The sequence below is a fragment of the Acinetobacter sp. YH01022 genome, from assembly GCF_013420235.1.
Classification (GTDB): domain Bacteria; phylum Pseudomonadota; class Gammaproteobacteria; order Pseudomonadales; family Moraxellaceae; genus Acinetobacter.
The window spans coordinates 37,273-60,443 of sequence record NZ_VOYP01000005.1 but is presented as its reverse complement, the minus strand read 5'-3'; the positions used below and the strand labels follow the sequence as shown (position 1 = coordinate 60,443).

The 23,171-nt window shown below is 44.1% G+C and carries 21 protein-coding genes; 10 read left to right on the top strand and 11 right to left on the bottom strand.

All coding sequences use genetic code 11. The features are described from left to right. Window positions 1-100: 100 nt before the first annotated feature. Window positions 101-1,432: a hypothetical protein gene (locus FTT87_RS02625; RefSeq protein WP_180174307.1), complete on the top strand. Its 1,332-nt coding sequence runs from the start codon at window positions 101-103 to the stop codon at window positions 1,430-1,432. A 367-nt stretch (window positions 1,433-1,799) separates the two neighbouring features. On the opposite strand, the gene FTT87_RS02620 is transcribed toward FTT87_RS02625, so the two are convergent. Next, a complete protein-coding gene (locus FTT87_RS02620) occupies window positions 1,800-2,324 on the bottom strand; it encodes a disulfide bond formation protein B (RefSeq protein WP_086196563.1) in 525 nt (174 codons plus the stop codon). Between the two features lie 18 nt (window positions 2,325-2,342). Further along, entirely contained in the window at window positions 2,343-3,920 is a 1,578-nt protein-coding gene (gene gshA, locus FTT87_RS02615; protein WP_180174306.1) for a glutamate--cysteine ligase, read from the bottom strand. A gap of 226 nt (window positions 3,921-4,146) precedes the next feature. Between gshA and FTT87_RS02610 the strand changes: the two genes are divergently transcribed. From FTT87_RS02610 to FTT87_RS02590, 5 genes are all read left to right on the top strand, one after another. Further along, complete coding sequence (locus tag FTT87_RS02610) at window positions 4,147-4,686, top strand: DUF924 family protein (RefSeq protein ID WP_180174305.1); 540 nt, start codon at window positions 4,147-4,149, stop codon at window positions 4,684-4,686. Between the two features lie 51 nt (window positions 4,687-4,737). After that, complete coding sequence (locus FTT87_RS02605; RefSeq protein WP_086196566.1) at window positions 4,738-5,289, top strand: hypothetical protein; 552 nt, start codon at window positions 4,738-4,740, stop codon at window positions 5,287-5,289. A gap of 30 nt (window positions 5,290-5,319) precedes the next feature. Then, window positions 5,320-6,627, top strand: coding sequence for a DUF445 domain-containing protein (locus tag FTT87_RS02600; protein WP_180174304.1), 1,308 nt, complete (start codon window positions 5,320-5,322; stop codon window positions 6,625-6,627). Window positions 6,628-6,944: 317 nt separating this feature from the next. Continuing rightward, window positions 6,945-8,735 (top strand): arginine--tRNA ligase, encoded by a 1,791-nt coding sequence (argS, locus tag FTT87_RS02595; protein WP_180174303.1) that lies wholly within the window; start codon window positions 6,945-6,947, stop codon window positions 8,733-8,735. A gap of 225 nt (window positions 8,736-8,960) precedes the next feature. Next, the gene (locus tag FTT87_RS02590; RefSeq protein WP_180043160.1) at window positions 8,961-9,572 is read left to right on the top strand and encodes an SPOR domain-containing protein; all 612 of its coding nucleotides are present in this window, start codon (window positions 8,961-8,963) and stop codon (window positions 9,570-9,572) included. Window positions 9,573-9,773: 201 nt separating this feature from the next. Here the strand turns inward: FTT87_RS02590 and asd are convergent, their stop codons facing one another. The 3 genes from asd to pncB form a co-directional block, all read right to left on the bottom strand. Beyond that, window positions 9,774-10,625, bottom strand: coding sequence for an archaetidylserine decarboxylase (gene asd / locus FTT87_RS02585; RefSeq protein ID WP_180174302.1), 852 nt, complete (start codon window positions 10,623-10,625; stop codon window positions 9,774-9,776). Continuing rightward, window positions 10,622-11,470 carry a sulfurtransferase gene (locus tag FTT87_RS02580; RefSeq protein ID WP_180174301.1) on the bottom strand — a complete coding sequence of 283 codons (849 nt, stop codon included), beginning with the start codon at window positions 11,468-11,470 and terminating at the stop codon, window positions 10,622-10,624. Before FTT87_RS02580 ends, asd begins: the two co-directional genes overlap by 4 nt. A gap of 113 nt (window positions 11,471-11,583) precedes the next feature. After that, entirely contained in the window at window positions 11,584-12,789 is a 1,206-nt protein-coding gene (gene pncB, locus FTT87_RS02575) for a nicotinate phosphoribosyltransferase (protein WP_180174300.1), read from the bottom strand. Window positions 12,790-13,147: 358 nt separating this feature from the next. On the opposite strand from pncB, the gene dtd reads away from it, so the two are divergent. Further along, window positions 13,148-13,588 (top strand): D-aminoacyl-tRNA deacylase, encoded by a 441-nt coding sequence (gene dtd / locus FTT87_RS02570; RefSeq protein WP_180174299.1) that lies wholly within the window; start codon window positions 13,148-13,150, stop codon window positions 13,586-13,588. A gap of 134 nt (window positions 13,589-13,722) precedes the next feature. Here the strand turns inward: dtd and FTT87_RS02565 are convergent, their stop codons facing one another. From FTT87_RS02565 to serB, 3 genes are all read right to left on the bottom strand, one after another. Further along, complete coding sequence (locus tag FTT87_RS02565; protein WP_180174298.1) at window positions 13,723-14,202, bottom strand: SCP2 sterol-binding domain-containing protein; 480 nt, start codon at window positions 14,200-14,202, stop codon at window positions 13,723-13,725. 148 nt (window positions 14,203-14,350) lie between these two features. After that, window positions 14,351-14,686 (bottom strand): AciT family ciprofloxacin tolerance protein, encoded by a 336-nt coding sequence (aciT, locus tag FTT87_RS02560; RefSeq protein ID WP_086196574.1) that lies wholly within the window; start codon window positions 14,684-14,686, stop codon window positions 14,351-14,353. Window positions 14,687-15,109: 423 nt separating this feature from the next. Beyond that, complete coding sequence (gene serB, locus FTT87_RS02555; RefSeq protein ID WP_180174297.1) at window positions 15,110-16,330, bottom strand: phosphoserine phosphatase SerB; 1,221 nt, start codon at window positions 16,328-16,330, stop codon at window positions 15,110-15,112. Window positions 16,331-16,407: 77 nt separating this feature from the next. On the opposite strand from serB, the gene FTT87_RS02550 reads away from it, so the two are divergent. Next, window positions 16,408-17,661: a hypothetical protein gene (locus tag FTT87_RS02550; protein ID WP_180174324.1), complete on the top strand. Its 1,254-nt coding sequence runs from the start codon at window positions 16,408-16,410 to the stop codon at window positions 17,659-17,661. 95 nt (window positions 17,662-17,756) lie between these two features. Here FTT87_RS02550 and FTT87_RS02545 read toward each other — a convergent pair whose 3' ends face one another. The 3 genes from FTT87_RS02545 to mhpT all read right to left on the bottom strand — a co-directional run bounded on the left by FTT87_RS02545 (window position 17,757) and on the right by mhpT (window position 20,924). Further along, window positions 17,757-18,701: a bile acid:sodium symporter family protein gene (locus FTT87_RS02545; RefSeq protein WP_180174296.1), complete on the bottom strand. Its 945-nt coding sequence runs from the start codon at window positions 18,699-18,701 to the stop codon at window positions 17,757-17,759. Between the two features lie 98 nt (window positions 18,702-18,799). Next, entirely contained in the window at window positions 18,800-19,435 is a 636-nt protein-coding gene (gene pncA, locus FTT87_RS02540; RefSeq protein ID WP_180043173.1) for a bifunctional nicotinamidase/pyrazinamidase, read from the bottom strand. Window positions 19,436-19,718: 283 nt separating this feature from the next. Beyond that, the gene (mhpT, locus tag FTT87_RS02535) at window positions 19,719-20,924 is read right to left on the bottom strand and encodes a 3-(3-hydroxy-phenyl)propionate transporter MhpT (protein WP_180043151.1); all 1,206 of its coding nucleotides are present in this window, start codon (window positions 20,922-20,924) and stop codon (window positions 19,719-19,721) included. Window positions 20,925-21,646: 722 nt separating this feature from the next. Between mhpT and dapA the strand changes: the two genes are divergently transcribed. Together dapA and FTT87_RS02525 are read left to right on the top strand one after the other, a co-directional pair. Next, window positions 21,647-22,546: a 4-hydroxy-tetrahydrodipicolinate synthase gene (gene dapA / locus FTT87_RS02530; protein ID WP_086196578.1), complete on the top strand. Its 900-nt coding sequence runs from the start codon at window positions 21,647-21,649 to the stop codon at window positions 22,544-22,546. Between the two features lie 13 nt (window positions 22,547-22,559). Further along, the gene (locus tag FTT87_RS02525) at window positions 22,560-23,165 is read left to right on the top strand and encodes a lipoprotein-34 precursor (NlpB) (protein WP_180043150.1); all 606 of its coding nucleotides are present in this window, start codon (window positions 22,560-22,562) and stop codon (window positions 23,163-23,165) included. Window positions 23,166-23,171 lie beyond the last annotated feature (6 nt).

Below are 23,171 nucleotides of genomic sequence, written 5' to 3'. Positions count from 1 at the left end.
CCAGATGAACGATATAAAATGAAAAGCTAAGAGTTTATACCGTGATCCCAAGAAAAAATAAAGAGTATGGGAAACATGGTCACAGAAAGGACAGGATCAAATGCCGAGTTTAACCCCATTACATGAAACCTATTGTAGATGGGACCGTACACCGCCCAGTCAAGCTGATGTATTGGAAGGTCTCGCACAATTGGTGACGACACGTCTCAACGACGTCATGCAGGAGCTGATCCAGGCGATTCAACGTGAAATTTTAATTAGCCTGTTTGGCATGAGTGAACAACGCTCGAAAAAATTGCAAAAAATTCCTTATATCGACAAACTGTACCAGCTGTCCTTCGACACCCTGCTCAACTACGGCAACTATTTACTGGCACCCGGTTTACGTCAGATTATTGAAAAATATCCAAAATTACATGACAGGCCGCTAACACCTGCGCTGCACTTTCTCGTCGGGGTGCTCAACGGGGTGCTGGGTGATTATTTATTAAAATACCAGAACCCGATGGCACTGCCGATGGTGCTGTATAACCACTATGGTGGACTGCAAAAAGGGGATTTATCCGGTCGCGTGGTCATTTTTGTACATGGCTTGTGCATGAACCATCTGGACTGGAGCAACACGCAATATGGCGGTATAGGCGAAAAATTGTTGGCACAACGTGACAATAACACCATGCTGTACCTGAACTACAATAGCGGACGTCGTATCTCGGCCAATGGCCGTAGTCTTTCCCACACCCTAGAAGATCTGATTCGTCGCAATCCGCGTATTACCAGCATCGATTTAATTGGCCACAGCATGGGTGGTCTGGTCTTACGCAGTGCCCTGTTTTACGGTAAACAGAACATGTATCAATGGATACATCTGACCGAAAACCTGGTCTGTCTGGGTTCTCCGCACCATGGTGCAGTCTTGGAACGTTTCGGGTTTATCCTGCAAGACAAACTCGGGCATTTTCCCTTTGTGAAAATCATCCGGCATATTGTCAATATCCGCAGCAATGGCATTCTGGATTTGCGCTATGGCAGTGTCCGCGATGATGACTGGGAACATAATCATGCCCGGATTGGCGGCATGGATGACAACCGTAAACCGGCTCCCCTGCCAAAACATATTAATACGTACCTGGTTGCCGGCACCATTGAATATGAAAACAAAAAGAACCGAACCTTAAAGGTGCTGGGGGACTATCTGGTCAGTGTAGACAGTGCTTTGGGTGAACATCCAAATCCGCGCTTTCAACTGAAAGTGCCACAATCCCATAAAGCGATCTTTTATGGCTTAAGTCATTTTGAAATCAACTATCATTCCAGTGTGGCGGAACAGATTGTGAAATGGTTCTACCCGCCGCAAAATGAACAGGTCAAAGAAGAAGTGCATGAATACCGCATGCAGCTGGAAGATTTATCAGGTATTGCACTGACTTAAGTAAAAAATAAAAAAGCCAACGTTCGGTTTAATGCCAGTCAGTTAAGAAATTGACTGGTATTTTCTTTTTTAAATTCATGACTGTATTTGATATGTGGGAAAGTCATCCGCAACTGTTTGAGGCCGGACTACATTAAAAAATGATTGTTTCTGCGATAAATTTGCGAGTTGATAGTGGCTGACGAGTTTTGCGGATGACAAATGCCTTTGGTTACTTTGGACGAAACCAAAGTAACAAATGAGCTGCAAGGGTTTGATTTAAAATGGTAAGACTCCGCCATGAATCACTAAAAAGTTAAGGAGTTTATTTCTAAACTCCTTAACTGATCAGCATTACAACATTCAGTTGGCTTTTTTATACACCTCTTTATTTTTTCTTGGCTGTTTTATTGTTCATTCCTGGATAGTGACGCAATAGTTGCCACAGGCTGATCAAGGCAAGTACGGTAAAGAAGGCCAATGACCATACCGGAAGAGATAGTCCAAACAGAGTCCAGTCAACCTTGGCACATTCGCCCGAACCTTTCAGCACCTGTTCAAATACCGACTTTAACGGCAAGGTATCCAGCCAATAATCTAAGCCTGGACCACAACTCGGCACCTGATCGGGCGGCAAATTTTGCAGCCAGACATGACGTGCTGCCACCCCTGCGGACCAGAGGATACTAAGCGTACCCAGCAAAGCATAAAAACGCTTAAACGCATTTGAAATGGGGTTATGCAGGAAAGCGATCAGGGAAATGATCCCCAGCCCAATTAGCCCTATACGCTGAAAAACGCAGAGTGGACAAGGCTCAAGCCCTTGTCCATGCTCTAAATACAACGCAAATGCCATCCCCGCGACACTGGCTAAAAATAAAAAACCACTCACGAAGCGATAACTCCATTGCATGGCAAATCCTCTTAATTTTTATCGATAATCGGCAAGATATTGCTCAAAACTGATGCTCGTATCTTGTTCCAGTTGCTGTTGCTGTTGCAATGACTGCCCCGCTAAACCATCAAAATAAGCCAGAGTATCCGGACTTAATGTGTGCTGTTCATAAGTCATTGCATGCTGCAGCGCCATCATACTGCCAAAACCCCAGGTCCCGCCATGTTCCAAAGTATCGGCAATAACCTGTGCAGACAGGGTTTCATCCACTTCATCAATGCGGCTGAGCATGACTGCCAAGGCTGCTGAATACATCTTGGTGCTATAGGCGGCATCCAGTAAATCAGCCCAAGACTGCATTTTGATGACCTGCGCACGTGCCCAGTCTTCAATCGGATGCTTTCCAGCCGCATCCACAATAGTGGCATTCGGTGCACGGCCACGATTGACCACTTCGGCCTGATTACGCTCAATCTGTTCCTGTTCCGGATCGAGCAAATCGGGGCTGTCCTGTACCAGGCAATGCAGCGCCAAAACTTCCAGAAATGCTGCCGTGTTTTCATCAATTCCGATCGGACTGTACGGATTGACGTCGACTGCGCGCAGTTCAACATAACCCACCCCGCGATTTTTCAGCGCCTGGGATGGGGTTTCTCCCGCTTGAGGCACCTGTTTTGGGCGAACCAGGCTGTAGTATTCATTTTCAATTTGCAGCACATGATCATTGATTTGAATCGGTTCACCGTGCTCATCATTGAGTCCTAAACGGCTAAAAGGTGCATAAGGCGTTTTCACGGCTTTCTGCAAACCATCCAGATAATCCGACAGGTTATTGTAATGAATACCCAATTGCTTCTGGGTAGAATTCTGATAGCCAAAATTGCCCATGCGCAGTGCTGTTGCATACGGCAAGAACAGGGTGCCTTTTAATAAAGGCAACAGATGATGTTCACGCCCGGTCATGAAACACTGGCACACAGAAGGGCTGGCCCCCACCAGGAACATCACCAGGGGTGTTAGACGGATGAAATTACGGATCAGGCCAAAGTAACGGTGACTGCGATAATCCTGCAAACTGAGGCTTTTTAGGGCTTCATCGCTTTCATGCTGTTGCAGCGCTTCAAACAATTGATCTGGAAAAGATAAATTATAATGCACCCCGGAAATGGTTTGCATACGGCGACCGTAACGCACGCCTAAACCACGACGATACAAAGTCTTGAAACGTCCAATATTGGAACTGCCATATTGGGCTAAACGAATGTTTTCTTCGTCATCATCCAGCATGCAGGGCATCGACAAGGGCCAGAGCTTTTCGCCATTTTCCAGATGACGGTGCGCAACGGCATGAATATCGGCCAAATAGTCGAGTGCTTTTTCAATGCTGTCTTGTGGAGGAGTAATAAATTCCATCAAGGCTTCGGAATAGTCAGTGGTGATATGCGGATGTGTTAATGCAGAACCAAGTGCCTGAGGATGTGTTGCCTGGGATAAAAAGCCATTGCTTTGCATACGCAGGCTTTCACGTTCAATACCGCGCAACATGCCCTTAAACAGCGAAGAATCCACCCAAGTTGGTACCATAACTTGAGAGGTCGATTCGGGTTGACTCATTAACAATCTCGCTTATCGGAAGATAACTACTAAATAAAACTACTAAAATAAAATCATCAGTTTATATCAGTATAACGTGATTTTTGGCTGCTACATTACACCCTGTATAGTTTTCAAGCAAAACGTCAATTTTATTTCTGGCAAATTTTTATCACAAAGATACTGTATAAGACATCTGAATTTTGTGTTTGTATTGAATAATAAGTGCTAAGGATTTGTAAATATTATGAATTATCCAGATGTTTTGGACTTTTGGTTTAATCCGGAAACCCAGCCGCTGTGGTTTGCAAAAAGTGATGATTTTGATGCACTGATCAAGCAAAAATTTTATGACATTCACCAAAAAGCGGCACAGGCCGAACTGTGGTCATGGCGTCAAACCGCTGAAGGCCGCCTGGCAGAAATTATTGTTCTGGATCAATTCTCGCGTAACCTATTTCGGGATCAAGCTCAGGCCTTTGCCCAGGACCCCTTAGCATTAGCTCTGGCGCAAGAAGCCATTAGCCTAGATTTGGATAAACAATTAAGTCCAGAACAACGGTCGTTTTTATATATGCCCTTTATGCACAGTGAATCGAAACTGATCCACGAATTCGCGTTAAAATTATTTCAACGCTTAAATAATCCACTGAATCTGGATTATGAAAAACAGCATAAAGCCATTATTGACCGTTTCGGGCGCTATCCGCACCGCAATGCCATCCTGGCACGTAGCTCAACTACGGAAGAGCTCGAATTTTTAACCCAACCGAATAGTCGTTTCTAAACATTTATTGTGTCTCCTCCCCGCGCACAGTAAATCGTATGGAGGTTTAACATGAAGAACAGCATTATAGGTTTAACTATGGTCATAGCCATAGCGCTGTCAGGCTGTGCAACCACACCTTCAAAACCGCTAACTTTTGAACAGCTGGGGCAATTCAGCAATACGCCCCTGAATGCACAAAGCTATCGCATCAGTTTTCAGGCCCGTCCTAACATGAGTTTTGGGACTGCCGAAGAAATTACTCTGGTGAAAGCCGCCCAGACCACGGTACAGAACGGCTTCCGCTATTTTAAAGTACTAGCTGATCCAAGTAACCGTAACCAGCCACCTCGTCAGGCTGTGGTCTATTCCAGCCCGATGTACTATCCCTATGGTTATTATCGCCGTTATCCCGGCTTCTGGCCTGACCCGTTTTATGACATGCCGCACGTGGTGACTATTGACCCGGTACAGGTTTCCTATAGCATTGAATGTTATAAAGATCAGAAAAAAGCACCGGATGATGCATTTGATGCCTATTTGATTTTAAAATATTTAGGACAAAAGTATGGCTTGGGCCCTAACGGCCAAGTATTACCACCAGTACCAAAAACAGTAAAATAACAACAGTTTAGTAACCGACAGGAATCCTGCATGACCACAGCGGAAGCAATCACCACACCGAGTTTGCAACGCAGTAAACGCTTTGCCACCATTGCCCTCATCAGTGCCATTGTGACCTGGTTGGTGTTAATGGTAGTGGCCAAACTGATTCCTGAATATGCCTGGCTGGTTCATATTTTCATGCTTTCTGCCGAAGCGGGTGTGGTCGGCGGACTGGCCGACTGGTATGCCATTACCGTATTGTTCCGCAATCCTTTTGGGAAAATGCCAATTCCCAAGTTTCTGCTCGACCACACTGAAATCATTCCGCGCAATAAAGCCCGGATTGCCGAATCGATGGGACGTTTTGTACAGGAAAACTTTTTATCTCCACAAGTGGTGGAAAGAAGCCTGCAAAGTACCGATCTCAGCCTTGCGGTCGGACAATGGCTGGCAAAACCGGAAAATAATACTCAAGTCACTCAGGTCATTCAGCAAACCGTACCGAAGATTTTCGAATTTGTTGGTCAGGAACAGATTGGAAACTTTATTCAAAACAACAGTGTGCAATGGGTGCGTAACACCCAGGTTAACACCCTGGCCAGTGAAATGCTGCGCGCGGTACTAGAAAATGACTTCCATCAGGATGTATTGCAACGCGGACTCGATTTGGCACATGAATGGATGATTTCCCATCCAGAACAAACTAATGAGCTGACCCGCCGGCTGTTCAAAGAACTGGGCGTGTGGAAGCTGGCCAAAGGTGCCAGCTGGATTGGTATTGATGTACAGCAACGCACCATCGATTCACTGATTGAACGGGTGGAATCCATGCTGGCCGATCCGCAGCATCCTTGGCGGCAAAAAATTGAACAGATGGGCCAGCAGCTGATGTTGGAACTGGCAGATAGTGAAAGTGAGGCCAGTGAGCGGTTAAACCGCACCAAAGATGCCCTGTTGGATAGCCCTCAGGTACTGAATTTTATCAGTGGTGCCGTAGTGATCCTCTGTGATGCCATTAAAGCAGACTTGCTCAAACCCGATTCAGGCATTGCGCAAAACCTTCGTGTTGCGATTCAACAGGTCGGGGAAAATATCATTTCCAATCCGGCAGTACGTCAATTGCTGAATGAACGAATGAGTGGGCTTGCCGTCAATTTGAGTGATCAATACAGTGAAAAAGTGATCCGTTTTATCAGCGAACGCATTCATGAATGGGATTCACGCGAAATGATCGACAAAATTGAAAATGAAGTCGGTGGCGATTTGCACATGATTCGGGTCAATGGGGTTGTAGTCGGTGCATTTATCGGTTTGGTGCTGGGGATAATCCGTGCCTTGGTGGATGTATTGCTTTAAAGATCTGTTCAAAATCAATAAAGCCTATTCATCAAAGCAACTGGTCTGGACTAAGAACTGATTCACTTCGATGAATTGGGAGCAGAAAGATTAACCAGTTTGTCTGTTAATTTACGCACCAAAAGCAACAGGGTTAGCACAATGGGAAAAGCAAACACTCAGGAAATCCTGCTTTTTTGAATCTTTTTCAGAATTTTCCTGCTTCAATTCTGCGGTAGTTGTCGGACAAGATTCATTCAATACAAATGCATTCACCTAAAGACCACGAAATTTGCTATATTTGCTGTTTTTCTGCGACATTTATTTTTCGACTGATTATGAATACGGCAATCCAAGCAGCTCTCGATCATGCAGTGCAATCTCTTCAAGCTGAAGGTGTACTTCCATCCGACTGGAATAACAGCGGTCATTTAACGCGAACCAAAGACCGAAGCCACGGTGACTTCGCTTCGAATATTGCCATGATTGGTTCTAAAGCTGCGGGTATGAAGCCTCGTGATCTTGCAGAAAAAATTCTTGCTGCATTGCCTGAAGTAGCAGACATCAGCAAAGCAGAAATTGCGGGTCCCGGCTTTATTAACTTCTTTTTAAATGCCGACCAGCGCTTTGCTGTTTTAGACCAGATTCAAGCACAAAAAGATCAATTTGGTCGTACCCAAGCCAATGGTGAAAAACGCGTTCAAGTCGAATTTGTTTCAGCAAACCCGACTTCTAGCCTGCACGTTGGTCATGGTCGGGGTGCAGCCTATGGCATGACCGTTGCCAATCTGCTGGAAGCAACCGGTGCCAAAGTTGACCGTGAATATTATGTCAATGATGCTGGCCGTCAAATGGACATCCTGGCGACCTCTACATACCTTCGTTATTTAGAGCTTACGGGTCAAACCTTAGTCTTCCCTAAAAATGCTTACCAAGGCGACTACGTTAAAGAAATCGCGCAAAGCATTATCGACCAGGATGGTGAGGCTTATGTACGTCCAGTGGCTGATGTCTACAAAGATGTGCCTGAAGATGTTCAATATGCTGCCGAACTGGATGCAGATGGCAACAAGGTGGTGTTATCGGGCGATAAAGAAAAACACATCGATGGCTTGATTCACAATTCTCAAGCATTGATTGGTGAAGGCTACCGCGTCTTCCATCAAGCGGCACTTAAAGCCATTCTTGATGACATTAAAGATGACCTAGGCGAATTTGGCGTAACCTTCAACCAATGGTTCAGTGAAGCATCTTTAACTGAAAAAATTGAAGAAGCGCTACAAACATTAGATCAACGTGGATTCCTATACGAACAAGATGGCAATATCTGGTTTAAATCGACTGAATTTGGCGATGAAAAAGACCGTGTAGTCAAACGCCGGAATGGTCAAACTACTTACTTTGCCTCTGACATTGCTTACCACCTGAATAAACTACAACGTGGCTATACCGATATCGTCGATATCTGGGGTTCAGATCACCACGGTTATATCGCCCGTGTTAAAGCAGCGATTGATGCCATGGGTTATGACTCGAAAAAATTGACCGTGCTTTTGGTTCAGTTCGTGAGCTTGTGGCGTGGTGGCGAGATGGTGCAAATGTCATCCCGTTCAGGTCAGTTCGTGACTTTACGTGACCTGCGTAAAGAAGTCGGCAACGATGCAGCACGTTTCTACTACGTGATGCGCAAGTCTGAACAGCACATCGATTTCGACTTGGACCTTGCTGTTTCTCAAAGTAAAGACAATGCCGTGTATTACATTCAGTATGCACATGCCCGTATCTGCCGTATGCTAGAAAAAGCGGTTACAACAGGTGTGAACTTTGATGCTGCGAATGCACGTCAATTTGCGGCGAAACTTGCGCTGGATGCAGAAACAGAAATTCTGGCCAAACTTGCAGCCTACCCTGAGATCGTGATTCGCGCAGCCAACAGTTATGAGCCGCATCAAGTCGGTAACTATCTGAAAGAATTGGCAGCATTATTCCACGGTTGGTATAATGAGCATAAAGTACTTAATGATGATGCTGAACTTACACAAGCCCGTTTATTACTTTCAGTAAACGTACAACAGGTTTTACGTAATGGTTTAGAATTATTAGGTGTATCTGCTCCTGAGGCGATGTAAGCAAAACAAGGTTTTGCATCACCGCAAGACCGAAAGCTATGCTTGAAGTGGCGATGTAATAATTAATGCCTTTGTACAGCAATGTTACTCGCAGCAAAAGTCATGTTTGTGATCATCTAAACTTAGTTAATGATTTATAGACAATAGGGTAAACAAGGTGTTATCTAAAAATAACACCTTGTTTTAAATAAATTTAAATTAAAAATAATACACGAGGAATCCCACGTGTTTGGAAAAACGCAGCGCGGTGTCTCTGAGCGACCGAATAAGCCGAAAAAGCCATTGATTCCTGCATGGCTGGGAACGCTGGTGGTTATTTTAATTGTGTTGAGTTTTGCCGTAGCTTTGATGCTGTGGAAACCGTGGGCACCGGTTAAACCGAAAAATCAGATCAGTTCTGAACATTATCAGGAAGATACCAACAAGGACTATCGTTTCTACGATTTATTACCACAACAGCAAGTGACACCCATTCCAGATCAGGCAGTTCCTGAAACTAAAAATTCAGAAACTGTAGTGATTGTTGAAGCTCCAGAAACAGAAACAGCTGCTCCGGCTGAAACAGCCGAGCCAGGTCTGGAAAGTTCTGAAGCACCTGTTGCCCACCAGCCAAGTTATATTTTGCAGGTGCGTAGCTATCCCGATCCAGATAGTGCCGATGCACGCCGTGCCGAAATTATCCTGAATGGTCTGTCTGCAGATGTAGTAAAATCGGTTGAAGGTGGTCAAACCTGGTACCGGGTAATTTCTGGGCCTTATGATTCTCAGGAAGCTGCGATGATTGCACAGCAAACCTTGCAACGCAGTGGTATTGATTCGATTGTGGTGAAACGTTAATTTTTAGACATTAAAAAGCGCCTTATTTAAGGCGCTTTTTTATTTTGACCGTCCTAAATCCTTTCCTTGATGAAACATCCCCCTTAACAAAGGGGGACTGAGGGGGATTGATATAATTCAAGAGGTAAAATAATCCCTCCCTTACGCACTCGAAATATATTTCGAGGATGCTTACCTTTAAAAAAGGGAGGTTAAAAGCATTTAAACCGTATGACCTAAAGCCTCGCCCATCATCACAACAGAATTGGCTTTAAACATCGGGTCCCATTGCATTTTATCTTTTTCAAATAGCACCACAGCGGTTGAACCCAAATAGAAACGGCCCAGCTCTGCGCCTTTTTCCAGAAACAGGTTGTGCTGGTTGAGTTCCAAATGTCCACTCGGTTTGACCTTACCGGTAGCTACCGTTTCAATGCCTGCAACAATCATGGCACCCACTAGAACTACCGCCATACGCCCCAGTTCAGTATCAAACAGACAGACCATACGTTCATTACGCGCAAACAGGCCCGGAATATTTTCCGCAGTGGTTTGATTGACCGAGAACAATTCCCCTGGCACATACAAGGTTTCAGTCAAAGTCCCGGCAAAAGGCATATGAACACGATGATAATCTTTAGGTGATAAATACACAGTCGCAAAATGGCCATTTTTAAATGGTTCTGCCAATTGCGGATCAGCAATCAGTTTTTCCACCGAAAAGCTTTGCCCTTTGGCCTGAAAAATATCGCCTTCTTCAATCTTGCCCAGCTGTGAAATGGCGCCATCGGCTGGTGACACAATACTATGCGGATCGGTATCGATTTGACGTACACCCTCTTTTAAAGAGCGGGTAAAAAACTCATTAAATGATTTGAACTTCAATGCATTGCTTTGTTCAGCAATCGACATATCAATTCCATACTGGGCTTTAAAAGCCTGAATCACGGTATTTTTGATAATCGGATGTTCACTGGCAGCCAGTTTACCCACGACACGTGATAATTGGTGTTGTGGCACAACACGTTGTGCTTGAATAAAAATTTGTTTTTTTAAACGTGATGTGAAGCTCAAGATGGTAACTCTCCGGTAATAATCGGACTGTCGAGGCGGTTGCCCCATTCACTCCACGCACCATCATAAGCCTGTATCTTCCAACCGAGCAATCGGCCCAGAATATAGGCCAAACCCGAACGGTGATGTGACTGACAATAGACCACTACAGGTTGTTTTAAATTGAAACCCAGTTGTTCCAAGCGCTGTTGAGTGCGTTGTAAAGGATGCAATTTTAAATGATTTTCACGATTTAGGGCAGTACTCCATTCAAAATGTCGGGCATTTGGAATGTGACCGCCGCGTCGCGCTGCAAGACGAAGACCGGTATATTCATCTTCGGTGCGGCAATCCCACAATTGAATGCTGTTATTTTGGACTTTTTCTAACAGCTCTGCATATTCAATACGGTACTTTTCGATATTGGTCTGGTTAATGTCCACCAGAGGCACTACGGGAACTAATTTTTCCACTTCTGAAGAAGTAGGCAAACCGGCTGCCAGCCAGGCATGAATGCCGCCATTCAACAAGCTGGTATTTTCAAAACCCAGACAATGCAGGTTCCAGATCAGACGCCCTGCCCAAGCCCCACCTTCATCATCATAAGCCACCACATGATGTTCCGGAGAAATATTCAGATATTCAATCAGGGCTTTTAAGCCTTCTACATCAGGCAACAAACCTGCAGCCTGCTCTTCTTGGCGTACCAGCTGCTTCGGTTGCACATGAATGGCATGCGGAATATGCAATTGATCGTAAACAGAACGACGGCTTAAATCGACAATGCGTAATTTTTCATTGCCTAAAAACGGAACCAGCTCTTCTGCTTCTATCAGCAGAGCAAAATTAAATGCAGATACAGTCATACTTTTTTCGTGTTTTGTTTAGATCAACATGGACGATCTTAGCATAAGTCATTTTCACTATTATGCTGATTTTTTGCATTGGTTTAGCAAAAAATCAGCTATAGCCATCATGATTATTCTGTTTCGCTGAGATTAAATACCTGACGTAAATAGGCCAGGAAGGTATCATTATCGGTCATGGTTTTGCCTGGACTGTCGGAAATTTTTGCTACCGATTGACCATTGCATTCCACCAGTTTTAACACAATATTGAGTGGGGTTTGTCCCAAGTCATTGGTTAAATTAGTGCCTATACCAAAGCTGACCTGAAAACGGTCTTTAAAGTATTGATGCAGGCTCCAGGCTTTTTCCAGATTCAGACCGTCACTAAAGGTCAGCATCTTGGTTTTACTGTCAATTTTTAATTTCTTATAGTGCGCATAAGCTTTATCACCCCATGCATAGGGATCCCCACTGTCATGACGCAGACCGTCAAACAATTTGGCAAAATACAAATCGAAGTCACGCAAGAACGCATCCATTCCTACCACATCGGTCAGGGCAATCCCTAAATCACCACGATATTCCTGCACCCAGGTTTCCAGTGCCGCTTTCTGAAAATCGCGTAAACGCACATCAAGAGCCTGAAAGGCCTGTAAAAACTCATGTGCCATGGTTCCGATCGGAGTAATTCCCAATTCTTTCGCAATCAACACATTGCTGGTACCACGGAAAATATTCGGTGAGGCTTGGTTAAATACCTCAATCACATGCTTTTGCCATGCAAAGCTATAACGACGACGCGTACCAAAATCAGACACCAGAAATGGTGGTTCATGAGGCTTCAGTTCTTTTTCATAATGCTTTAACAGTTCGACTTTGGCTTGCAAACAGCGTTCACCTTCTGCCAAAACTTCATCACTGCGAATACGCATGAAATACAGTTCATTGACAATGGCCAGAACAAAAATCTCAAACATCATGGCCTGAACCATCGGGCCTTCAATCCAGATGTCCAGACGGCCTTGTTCATCAATGCTGGCTTTAATAAAACGACGTTTCAGCTGGAACAGTTCCAGATAATCAACAAAGTCACTTTTGATAAAACGTAAACTGCGAAGATAGAGCAGCTCATCTTCTTTAAACTTAAGCTGGCATAAATAGTCAAGTTGCTGATTCAAATCATCCAGAATATCCGTCAGTGGATAAACGGTATCCTCTAAATTACGGCAACGAAAATGATAAACACTGTGCGTTTGAGGAAATTTATGCAATACCACCTGTAGCATGGTGAATTTGTACAAGTCGGTATCAAGCAAAGATTGAATGATTGGGGCCATATCTAATGAAATTTCGCTGTGCTGACTGCATTAAAACACACTTTTTATCTTGATATTGCTAGTTTTGCGTACAGCTGGACCCGTCAACGCAATAGAGTAAGGGCTAAACCTCCTTCTTATTCAGCCATAGAGTCATATTTCATTTCCTATGAGCGGCTGTGGGTCATGACTCTCACATTTGCATCTTCATATCCAGTTTCGTTAAAGTCTGCTTGGGTTTATTCATGCAAAGATAGAGCAAAATATCTTTAACCAAACCTGATGATTCTGTTGAGATATTGTGTGTATTTTAAAGCTTAAATTTCTGCCTGTTTGCTACAATGCTGCGGATAAATTGAAGATTTAAATTGGTTAAGTTATGCGTGCATTATTGCAACGGGTTCTAGAAGCAAAGGTTGTGGTGGATGGTGAAACCACCGGACAAATTGAAAAAGGCATTTTGGTTTTTCTGGGATTAGCTAAAGAAGACAATCTGGAAAAAGGCAAAAAGCTGATCGACAAGATATTGAAATACCGTTTTTTTGATGATGAACAGGGAAAAATGGGCTGGAATGTGGCTCAGGCCGGTGGTGGAGTATTACTAGTGTCGCAATTTACATTGATGGCACAAACGCAAAAAGGCTTGCGTCCGGACTTTGGTCCAGCCATGCCACCGGGTGAGGCAAAAGCTTTATATGAAGCCTTGGTCGACTATGCAAAATCTCAATTTGAAAATGTGCAAACAGGTATTTTTGCCGCCGACATGAAAGTGCATCTGGTCAATGATGGCCCGGTGACGTTTAATCTGGAAGTTGAATAAGGCGACAATATTGCCATCACAAAAAAGCCCTCGATTGAGGGCTTTTTTGTTTTAATCCTTCCCTCTTGCGAACTCAGAATATATTCTGAGGATTCCCACCTTTTTAAAAGGAGGAGAACGAAAGATATAAAATCTTATTTACCAGTCTTTTCACGAATGAATGAACGTACCAGTTTCACTTTTTCTTCTACCGGTTTAGGTAGTTTTGGTGGAATCAGTTTGGCAACCTTGTTAAACCAGACCAAAAGGCCAAAATCGCCTTCCATTTTAATCGTGCCATTTTGCATGCCAGTCATGAACGCGCTTGGATCACCTTTCATTAAGGTTTTTACGCCCTGTTCACTGTCTGCGAACTGCAAAATGAAGTCCGCTTTTTCTGCATCGCCTGCTACTGTGTCAATTTGCCCATTATTTACAATAATTTGACGTGCAAAGCCCAGATCAGTGCCAATTTGGATACGGAATTGACGTTCATGAACCAGTTCAATAAATTTTGGACTGGTACGCGCCAACTGTTTCATACGCAAAGCTAAGCCCGCAACTAACAAATCAAGCGGATCCGTGCTTACATCGACCAGTGGTAATTTTACGACAGGAATCGAAGATAGTTTCATGACATTTAAGCCTATTGTAATTGTTGGAAAATTGACGACTTATCCTACCATAACTTGGGTTTTTTGAAGTAAGGCTTTGTATAACAATAATCAATAAAAAAAGATGTGCCGCAGCACATCTTTTTTTATTGATTATCAGTTTTTCAAATTAACGGCTTGAGTAGTGTTGCTGCTCATCATCATAGACTGGTGTATGTTCAATATAGCGACGTTTGGCTAAAGCGCGTTCTGCACGACGATCTTCGCGGATTAACAGCAGGGTTAAAATTCCCATGACCGACATTAACGCCGTCAGGTAACTGTATCCCATCGGTAAATCAAACGCCAGTTGAGTACTAAAGCGAATGGCTTCAATCAAGCCCCAAAACAGCATACCTGCAAACATAAAGCTTAACAAACGACGATAAGGCGAGAAGAAAACAGCTATCAAAGCAGCGGCAATCAAGCTTAAGCCTATGATGGTTGCTAAATTCGCTGTAACCATAAAAACCTCCGTCCTATAAAGGATGTTGACACTTTTATATGGGTCTAAATCAAATCCCCGATAGCGTGAATAAATGCTGAAATATATTTATATCAATTTCTATGCAAGCATTATGCGGAGTTTTTTTAAGAAAAAAAGTCTTGTATTTTCAGCAAGCGACATACCTTGTCGCAATATTATTTTGTCATTACATTTTTTTATTTTTAACTTTTTCTGGAAATAAGATGGGCTCGGACTTGCCGTGTCATTACAAAAAAATAATGCATTAAAAGCATTAAAAAAATATTTTTTACCAATGGATAGATTGGTGTTTTGATCGGCAATTTCAGCCAACCGTTCATCGTAATTTCACTATTTTGACCACAAAAAAACGCGACATCAATGTCGCGTTTTGTCAATAACATCCACCGTTAGACTGAACCATTAGGCACGGCTCAGGTCTTTATCATGTACACCTAGAAGATATAACACCCCATCCAGACCCACACTTGAAATCGCCTGATTGGCATTCTGGCGAACCAGAGGTTTGGCGCGAAAAGCCACCCCTAAACCGGCAATCGACAGCATTGGCAAGTCATTGGCACCATCACCCACGGCAATGGCCTGTTCCAGTGAAATATCCATTTTGTCTGCCAATTCACGCAGCAACAAGGCTTTGCGAGCGCCATCCACAATATGACCCTTGACTTCACCTGTGACCACGCCATCTTCCACATCCAGAATATTGGCATGGACTTCATCAATCCCCAATTTTTCTTGCAGGTATTCGGCAAAATACTGGAAACCACCGGAAAGAATTGCAGTTCTATAGCCCAACGCTTTCAAGGTTGAAATCAGGCGCTCTGCCCCTTCAGTCACGGTCAGACGCTCGGCAATTTTAGGTAAAACAGAGGCATCCATACCTTTGAGCAAAGCGACACGGGCGCGGAAACTTTGCTGGAAGTCCAGTTCACCTTGCATGGCACGTTCAGTGATTTCAGCCACTTGCTCACCGACACCGGCTTCAATGGCCAACTCATCAATCACTTCCTGTTCAATCAGGGTCGAGTCCATATCGAAGCAGACCAGACGGCGATTACGACGGTAAGCATTATCTTCCTGAACCGCCACATCGACACTCAGTTCACTGGATAAACGCAAGCAGGCGGCACGCATGGCAGTGGCATCGAGCATTTGTCCTTTGAGGCCAAATTGTACGCAAGAGCGTTTTGGTCCTTCAACTGTGCCATTGAGTTCCGGGCGGCCCGACAAACGGGTCACGGTTTCAATATTAAAACCCTGGTTAGAGACGATCTGGGTCACGGCCTGCAAATGTGAGGCGGTCAATTCAGGTGCCAGTGCCGTCACGATATAACGGGTCTGCCCACCTTCACTCACCCATTGATCATATTCTGATGTAGAGATTGGTTTAAAGCGCACTGTTAAGCCAATATCATGTGCTAGAATCAGAATCTCCTTCATGGCTAATGCTGTAGCAGTTTGGTCATCTGACGAAACAACAATACCTAAAGTCAGTTGGTTGTGGATGACGGCTTGTCCAACGTCCAAAATTTGTAACGAATGTACGGACAATACCTGCATTAATCGTGTAAATTGATTAGGCTGGTCGGGTCCCAAAAATGATATAAGAATGATTTCTCGCATGAATTGACTCGGATCTGAGCTACAACTATTGCTAGAATCATAATCGAATTTGAACATAAATGCCTTGGAAGTTTACGTTGAATGCGCCTAGACAAGGGCTATTTGCTAGCCTACTGATTGTAAGTTTTGCTTTTCACACCTTTTTACTGGTACTTGCGACGACGCATCAGCTGAATGCTAACCGCGCCAGTCAGGGACAGCTGATGACCTCACAACTGGTCACAGACAGCCTGTCCGAGCTGGAACCGGCCAATACGGTGTCATTGGCTTTACTGGCCGACCGTTATGCCACCAACCCGAGTGTGGCTTCTATCCGTATTTTGGATGCGAACAATCAGGTACTGGCAACAGGCGGTTTAACCAAAACACGCCAAGGTGAAGTGTTTGTTCGTGAAGCACTGCAAAATGAAAAGAAAGTGGGCAGTATTGAAATTACCCTGATTCAACCCAGTATTGGAGAAATTTTACGTACCCAATGGCTGGCCATTTTATTATCGCTGCTGATTCATGGCTTGTTATGGTTGGCTTACCGTGCCATTGCCCGTCCAAGCCGTACCGAATATCTGGCACGTATCAATAATGAATCACGCCTCAAACATGAAATTCAAACCCTGACTCAGGCTTTGGAACAAGAACAGCACAATGCCGCAGTCGCGATTGCCCAGGCACAGAACAATGCTCAGGCCAAAGCTAAAATCAAAGAATCGAAACCTGTGGTACTGGATGACAAGTGTATTGCCTTAAATATCCAATTTTATGACCCTAAACAGCTGATGGATTCGGTCAATAAAACCGTTTCCATCCCCTATTTCAATCTATGTCAGATTTTCCTGAATAAAACCACTGAACTCTGTGTGCAACACTACAAGTTAAACAGTTCAGACATCACCACGGTGCATAAATTTGATGAACACGGCGCAACCATTAGCATGACGGTAGAAACACCAAATGCAGTGCCTTGCCTGGTGATGATCAGTACCGTGTTCCAGCTCTTGTCCGATGTGCTGTACAAACGTTATCGTGAAGAAAAACGTTTTGTGTTGCAGACCCGCAGTGCCATTTCCAGCCACGTTGAGGCCATGCAGCTCAGCCCTGTCCAGGCAGCAGAACGTCTGGTACAACAATTGACTGCCAAGGAAAGTGCTATTCACTTACCGAATGAGTTGCTCAAGCAAATCTCGGATTGTTACCAGCTGGTTAGCCTGCCGAATCCAACCAATGTACTGACCCGTCATGCCTTTATGATGAACGGGATGGACAGCGAAGTGGCGGAACTGGCACAAACCTTTAGAACCGAAATCTTAAAAGCCAAACAATCCAAGGCCTCTTAAACTTAAGGTATAAAAAAACCGAGCTGAACTGCTCGGTTTTTTTATCTCTAGGATTCTGTGCTGAAGTACAACTGTGCTCAACAGAGATATCTTGATCATTCTTCTATTTTATCTGTCCTGCTTGCCCAATAACTCGCTAATGCAGGACCCGAAATATTATGCCATAAACTAAAAATGGCACTCGGTACGGCAGTAAGTGGTGAGGCAGCAAAATGCACTGCAGCCAAAGCCACGCCTAGACCCGAGTTTTGCATGCCGACTTCTACCGCAACTGCTTTACAGTCTGCATAGGGTAATTTAAACAAACGGCTTGCCCAAAAACCCAATAAGTAACCCAAACCATTGTGTAGGGCCACCACGCCCAGAATCAATAAACCAGATTGCAAAATTTGTGTCTTACTTCCTGCAATAATGGCCGCCACAATGGCCACAATCGCCAGCACTGAAATGAATGGCATCACCTGAATATAAGAGTCCACTTTTGATTTCAGGACAGCCCGAACAATTAAGCCCAGAATGATTGGAAACAGCACCACCTGAAGAATCGAACCCAGCATCGACAGGGCATTAATTTCAATCCACTGGCTGGCCAGAAAATAAAAAATTGCCGGTGTTAATACTGGCGCTAAAAGAGTCGAAACCGAAGTACAGGCAACCGATAACGCGGTATTGCCTTTGGCCATATAGGTAATCACATTGGATGCTGTGCCGCCCGGGCAACAGCCGACCAGAATTACCCCAATGGCAATTTCAGGGGGCAACTGAAACAGCTTGCACAACACATAGGCCAGTCCCGGCATCAGCGCAAATTGTGCGACCACACCAATCCCCACGGCTTTGGGACTTTGCACTACCCCTTTAAAATCATCCACGGTCATGGTCATGCCCATACCAAACATGATGATTCCCAGCATCCAGGTAATATAGGCTTTAAGCCAGACAAAGGCTTCCGGGAAAATTAAAGCAATAGCGGCAAATATTACTACCCAAAGGGCAAATGTTTTCTGAATAAATTGGGTAAAGCGCAAAAAAGCAGACATACAATACATCCAATATTTATGCTGTTCTGATCTGGAGAGCAGGTTGTACCATATCTATTCAGCAAAACAGCAACTTTATTCAGCTTGATCCTGTTTTTTCAGGAGATATGGCGTTGAACGATATCCTTCATCAAAATACGCTTGACCCCTGCAGCGAGCATATCTTGCCAGGCATGTTGCAGTGAACCGTGTAAATCGATGCCCTTGGTGGCATCGGAAATCACATAGCTTTTAAAGCCCAGTTTACAGGCATCTATTGCGGTCCAGGCCACACAAAAATCTGTGGCAATGCCGACAATAAAAACCGTATCAATGCCACGTTCTTTTAAATAGCCAGCCAAACCGGTTGTGGTTTTTTGATCTGCTTCCAGAAAAGCTGAATAGCTGTCGATATGGGCATGTGCACCCTTACGGATGACCAGTTGGGCAGTCGGTAAATGCAGATCCGGATGAAGTTCTGCATCAGCAGTGCCTTGCACACAATGACTTGGCCACAGGACTTGCGAGCCATAATCTAGCTGAATCATCTCAAAAGGTGTTTTACCAGAATGATTCTCGGCAAAGGAAATGTGATTTTCTGGATGCCAATCCTGGGTAATCACAATATTGTCAAAATGCAGCCCCAACTGGTTGATGTTCGGAATAATCTGATCAGCATTGGCCACAGCCAAATTGCCTCCCGGCGTAAATCCTCGTTGCACATCCACCACAATCAAAGCCGCATTCTGCATTATTTTCATCCCTTGAAATATCAATTTACGCCCAAGCATAGCGCAAAATAGTAGAGGATTTTTAGCGCTGCCGATAAAAATAGAATGACTGTTCATTCGGATTAATCTTGGAATCAGTTCCATATCTGTATTATTTTGCAATGCATAATAAATTAGGAAATCGCTTTGATTTCATCGCAAATGATAAGCAAAAACAGAAAATTCCCCCTATCAATACCATGATGATTTTTTAAATTCTGAGCATTAAAAAAGCCTGCAAATGCAGGCTTTTTTAATCTTTTCAGTATTACACCTTGGTGCGGTTCACCAGGATCAGCATACATACTGCAGAGATAATGATACATGGAATCGCTGCAGTAATAACGCCTGCTGCACCGAAACCTGCAGTCAGTAACTGACCTGCAATCACAGGGCCAAGCATTGCACCGATACGGCCTACTGCAGAAGCAACACCTACACCGGTACCACGTACTTCGGTCGGATACACGATACTACCGAAAGCATACAGTACACCCTGACAGCCAATCACGAAGGCACCTGCCAATGCTGCAGCCATATACATCTGGCTCAGCGAGCTTGCACCGTTCAATGCCAATAGGCCTGCCAAAATACCACCGTACATCAACACAATCACGTAGGCTTTTTTCCAGCGGTCGGTCAACATACCCAAAATTACAGTACCAATCGTTGCAGTAACCATAAAGTAGAACTGTGCAGTTGAACCGTCTTTGCGGGTGAAGCCCAGCTCCATAAACAATGATGGTAACCAGCTCAGCATGATGTAAACCACCATCAGCGTGAAGAAGTAGCTGACCCAGATGCACAGGGTACGTAACAGGTTATTCGAGTTAAACAGATCCTTGAATGAACCTTGTGGAGCAGCGGCAAGTTCAGCTGCAGTTTTGTTCTGTACTTTCAGGTATTCTTTCGACTCAGGCAGGAACAGCATCATCAGTGGAATCACGAAAATCGGTAATAAACCGCCCAGGTAGAATACATTCTTCCAGTTGGCACCGAATTCAGTTGCGGCAATTAACGACAGAATCGCAGCACCGACCGGCATACCACAGTACATCAGGCCCACGGCACGACCACGGTTTTTTGGCGATACAGCTTCAGAAGCCAGCGTGATCAGAATTGGCATGGCACCACCCAGACCGGCACCCGCCAGGAAACGCACAGCCAGCAACGTGTTAAAGCTGTTTACCCAAACTGTACATAAAGTAAATGCGGCAAACACTGCTGTCGACCAGATCAGGACTTTCTTACGACCAATACGATCTGCAAATCGACCGCCGACCAGTGCACCAGGCAGTAAGCCTAAAATCCCTGCACTGAAAAACACACCCAATTGCGAGCTGTCAAGACCAAAATGCTCACGAATACCCGCGGCTGCAATACCTGCGGCCTGAATATCCAGGCCCTCGATCACCGCGATCAGAAAACAGATCGCTACTGTGATGACCGCGTGCTTGTTATCTGATTTTTCCATTGGAATATCCTTGTTTCAATCAGCGTTGTTCATAATAAAGTCGCAATCATCTATGAGACTGGCAGCATAATTAACTACCAATAAGTTGAATAATTTACAGTTTATTAACAAAAATACTGGATATTTAAAGTTTTTCAGTACCAAATACACATAGTCGCAAAAACACTTAATCCGCTTAATCCGTACAAGAAAAATTCACATGATCTTGATAAATTCGATTCTAAAAATCATCCTGTGCGAAAAAAGTCAAAATGGAGTAATAGTTTTTATTAATTATTCTTCTAGTTTTTAATGATCATTTTGATAGATTAACTGTCTGGTTCATATAGCTTTAAAGTCTATACTGATTCTTATTAAATCTTAAATTCTGATGTTTTTACCCGGAATTATTGAGTTGATTGGGCCCAGCGCAGTTTTTTAAAATCAAAGTAAGCATTTTCACAGTCAAAAAATTGATCTTAAAGGATTAAAAACAGATTAGAATTTCAGGACACATCCTTTTAAAAAAATTACCCTGGTTATATTTGTGCTGTTTTTCACTTGCTTTTCATAAAGTTTTTAGATGGTTTGACTAAAGCATATTGTTCTTCACCGCTTGTTCGTTCATAATTTGCATAAGCATTATTCAATTGGCTTGAATTTGCTATAAATCAAAATACGTAACCATCCACATCTCTGTTTTTCTACCCCAGTTGGATGGCCAAATAGGATAATTTTTTAAAATGACTCAGCAAGCACAGATCATTCAAGGTTCAATTGTCGCAATCGTCACCCCGATGTTTGAAGATGGCAGCGTAGATTGGAAGGGTCTAGAAAAGCTGGTTGAGTGGCATATAGAACAAGGCACCAACAGTATTGTGGCTGTAGGGACCACAGGTGAAGCATCGACTCTAAGCATGGCTGAACATACCCGCGTGATTAAAGAAATCATCCGTGTAGCCAACAAACGCATTCCTATTATTGCCGGTACCGGTGCAAACTCGACTCATGAAGCCATTGAGCTCACCAGAGAAGCAAAAGAGCTCGGTGCAGATGCCGCATTACTGGTTACGCCTTATTACAACAAGCCTACACAGGAAGGTTTATATCAGCACTACAAAGCGATTGCTGAAGCTGTTGATTTGCCTCAAATTCTGTATAACGTCCCAGGACGTACCGGCGTGGACATGCTTAACGAAACCGTGATCCGTCTGGCCGATATTCCGCAAATTGTCGGTATTAAAGATGCCACTGGGGATGTAGCGCGTGGGAAAGAACTCATCGAAGGATTAGCCGGCAAAGACATGACTGTTTATTCTGGCGATGATGCGACTGCATATCAATTAATGGGACTTGGCGCTAAAGGCAACATTTCTGTCACTGCCAATGTCGCACCGAAGGAAATGAGCCTGATCTGTGCTGCAGCACTCGCAGGTGATGCAGAAGGTGCTGAAGCTTTAAATAATAAAGTTGCAAATTTACACAATATTTTATTTTGTGAATCTAACCCAATTCCTGTGAAATGGGCACTCCATGAAATGGGCTTAATTGGTACCGGTATTCGCTTACCATTAACTCCTCTTGCAGAACAATATCGTACCCCGTTGCGTGAAGCACTCAGCGCTGCGGGTGTCATTAAATAAAGAGCACAACATTATGCAATTACGTTTCGGTTTAACCCTTGCACTTTCGGCATTCAGTTTAGCGGGTTGTAGTTCCATGGGAATCAGCAATGGTTCACTGGACTATAAAAATACAACAACCCTTGAACCTGTGAAATATCCGGAAGGTTCAATGGTTCGACCGGCAACGCCGTTGTATCCAGCCCCAACCATTGACCCGCTGGCGATTGAGCATGCACCCAAGCTTGAAAACAAGCACGGTAACCGCTTTGCTCTACCCCGTCCCGACAAGGCGCAAAGCAATAGCGCTGCCGATGCTCAACAAGACAGCACAAATATCGGTCGTCCACAGCTGGTTCGTGATGGAAACCAAAATCCACTGCTCAAAATAGACGGAAATTCTGCTACAATTTGGCAGTACACACTTGCCACCCTCAGTAGCCTCAACCATAGCATTGTTGGTCAAAGTAAAAATCGTTACGAAGTAACCATTAAGATTGATCAGCAAATTTATGTATTAAGACTGACCTCTGTAGGCACAAGTAACAACTTAGCTGTATTCAATGCCGATAACAGCTTTGCAGACCAAGAAAAAGCTGCAGAACTGTTAACCCAGATTTACCAAAATTGGCCAGCCTAGTCGTAC

Coding starts and splice junctions, on each gene's coding strand:
- FTT87_RS02625 (WP_180174307.1), top strand. CDS start 101: ATGCCGAGTTTAACCCCATTACATGAAACCTATTGTAGATGGGACCGT.
- FTT87_RS02620 (WP_086196563.1), bottom strand. CDS start 2,324: ATGCAATGGAGTTATCGCTTCGTGAGTGGTTTTTTATTTTTAGCCAGT.
- gshA (WP_180174306.1), bottom strand. CDS start 3,920: ATGAGTCAACCCGAATCGACCTCTCAAGTTATGGTACCAACTTGGGTG.
- FTT87_RS02610 (WP_180174305.1), top strand. CDS start 4,147: ATGAATTATCCAGATGTTTTGGACTTTTGGTTTAATCCGGAAACCCAG.
- FTT87_RS02605 (WP_086196566.1), top strand. CDS start 4,738: ATGAAGAACAGCATTATAGGTTTAACTATGGTCATAGCCATAGCGCTG.
- FTT87_RS02600 (WP_180174304.1), top strand. CDS start 5,320: ATGACCACAGCGGAAGCAATCACCACACCGAGTTTGCAACGCAGTAAA.
- argS (WP_180174303.1), top strand. CDS start 6,945: ATGAATACGGCAATCCAAGCAGCTCTCGATCATGCAGTGCAATCTCTT.
- FTT87_RS02580 (WP_180174301.1), bottom strand. CDS start 11,470: ATGACTGTATCTGCATTTAATTTTGCTCTGCTGATAGAAGCAGAAGAG.
- pncB (WP_180174300.1), bottom strand. CDS start 12,789: ATGGCCCCAATCATTCAATCTTTGCTTGATACCGACTTGTACAAATTC.
- dtd (WP_180174299.1), top strand. CDS start 13,148: ATGCGTGCATTATTGCAACGGGTTCTAGAAGCAAAGGTTGTGGTGGAT.
- FTT87_RS02565 (WP_180174298.1), bottom strand. CDS start 14,202: ATGAAACTATCTTCGATTCCTGTCGTAAAATTACCACTGGTCGATGTA.
- aciT (WP_086196574.1), bottom strand. CDS start 14,686: ATGGTTACAGCGAATTTAGCAACCATCATAGGCTTAAGCTTGATTGCC.
- serB (WP_180174297.1), bottom strand. CDS start 16,330: ATGCGAGAAATCATTCTTATATCATTTTTGGGACCCGACCAGCCTAAT.
- FTT87_RS02545 (WP_180174296.1), bottom strand. CDS start 18,701: ATGTCTGCTTTTTTGCGCTTTACCCAATTTATTCAGAAAACATTTGCC.
- mhpT (WP_180043151.1), bottom strand. CDS start 20,924: ATGGAAAAATCAGATAACAAGCACGCGGTCATCACAGTAGCGATCTGT.
- dapA (WP_086196578.1), top strand. CDS start 21,647: ATGACTCAGCAAGCACAGATCATTCAAGGTTCAATTGTCGCAATCGTC.
- FTT87_RS02525 (WP_180043150.1), top strand. CDS start 22,560: ATGCAATTACGTTTCGGTTTAACCCTTGCACTTTCGGCATTCAGTTTA.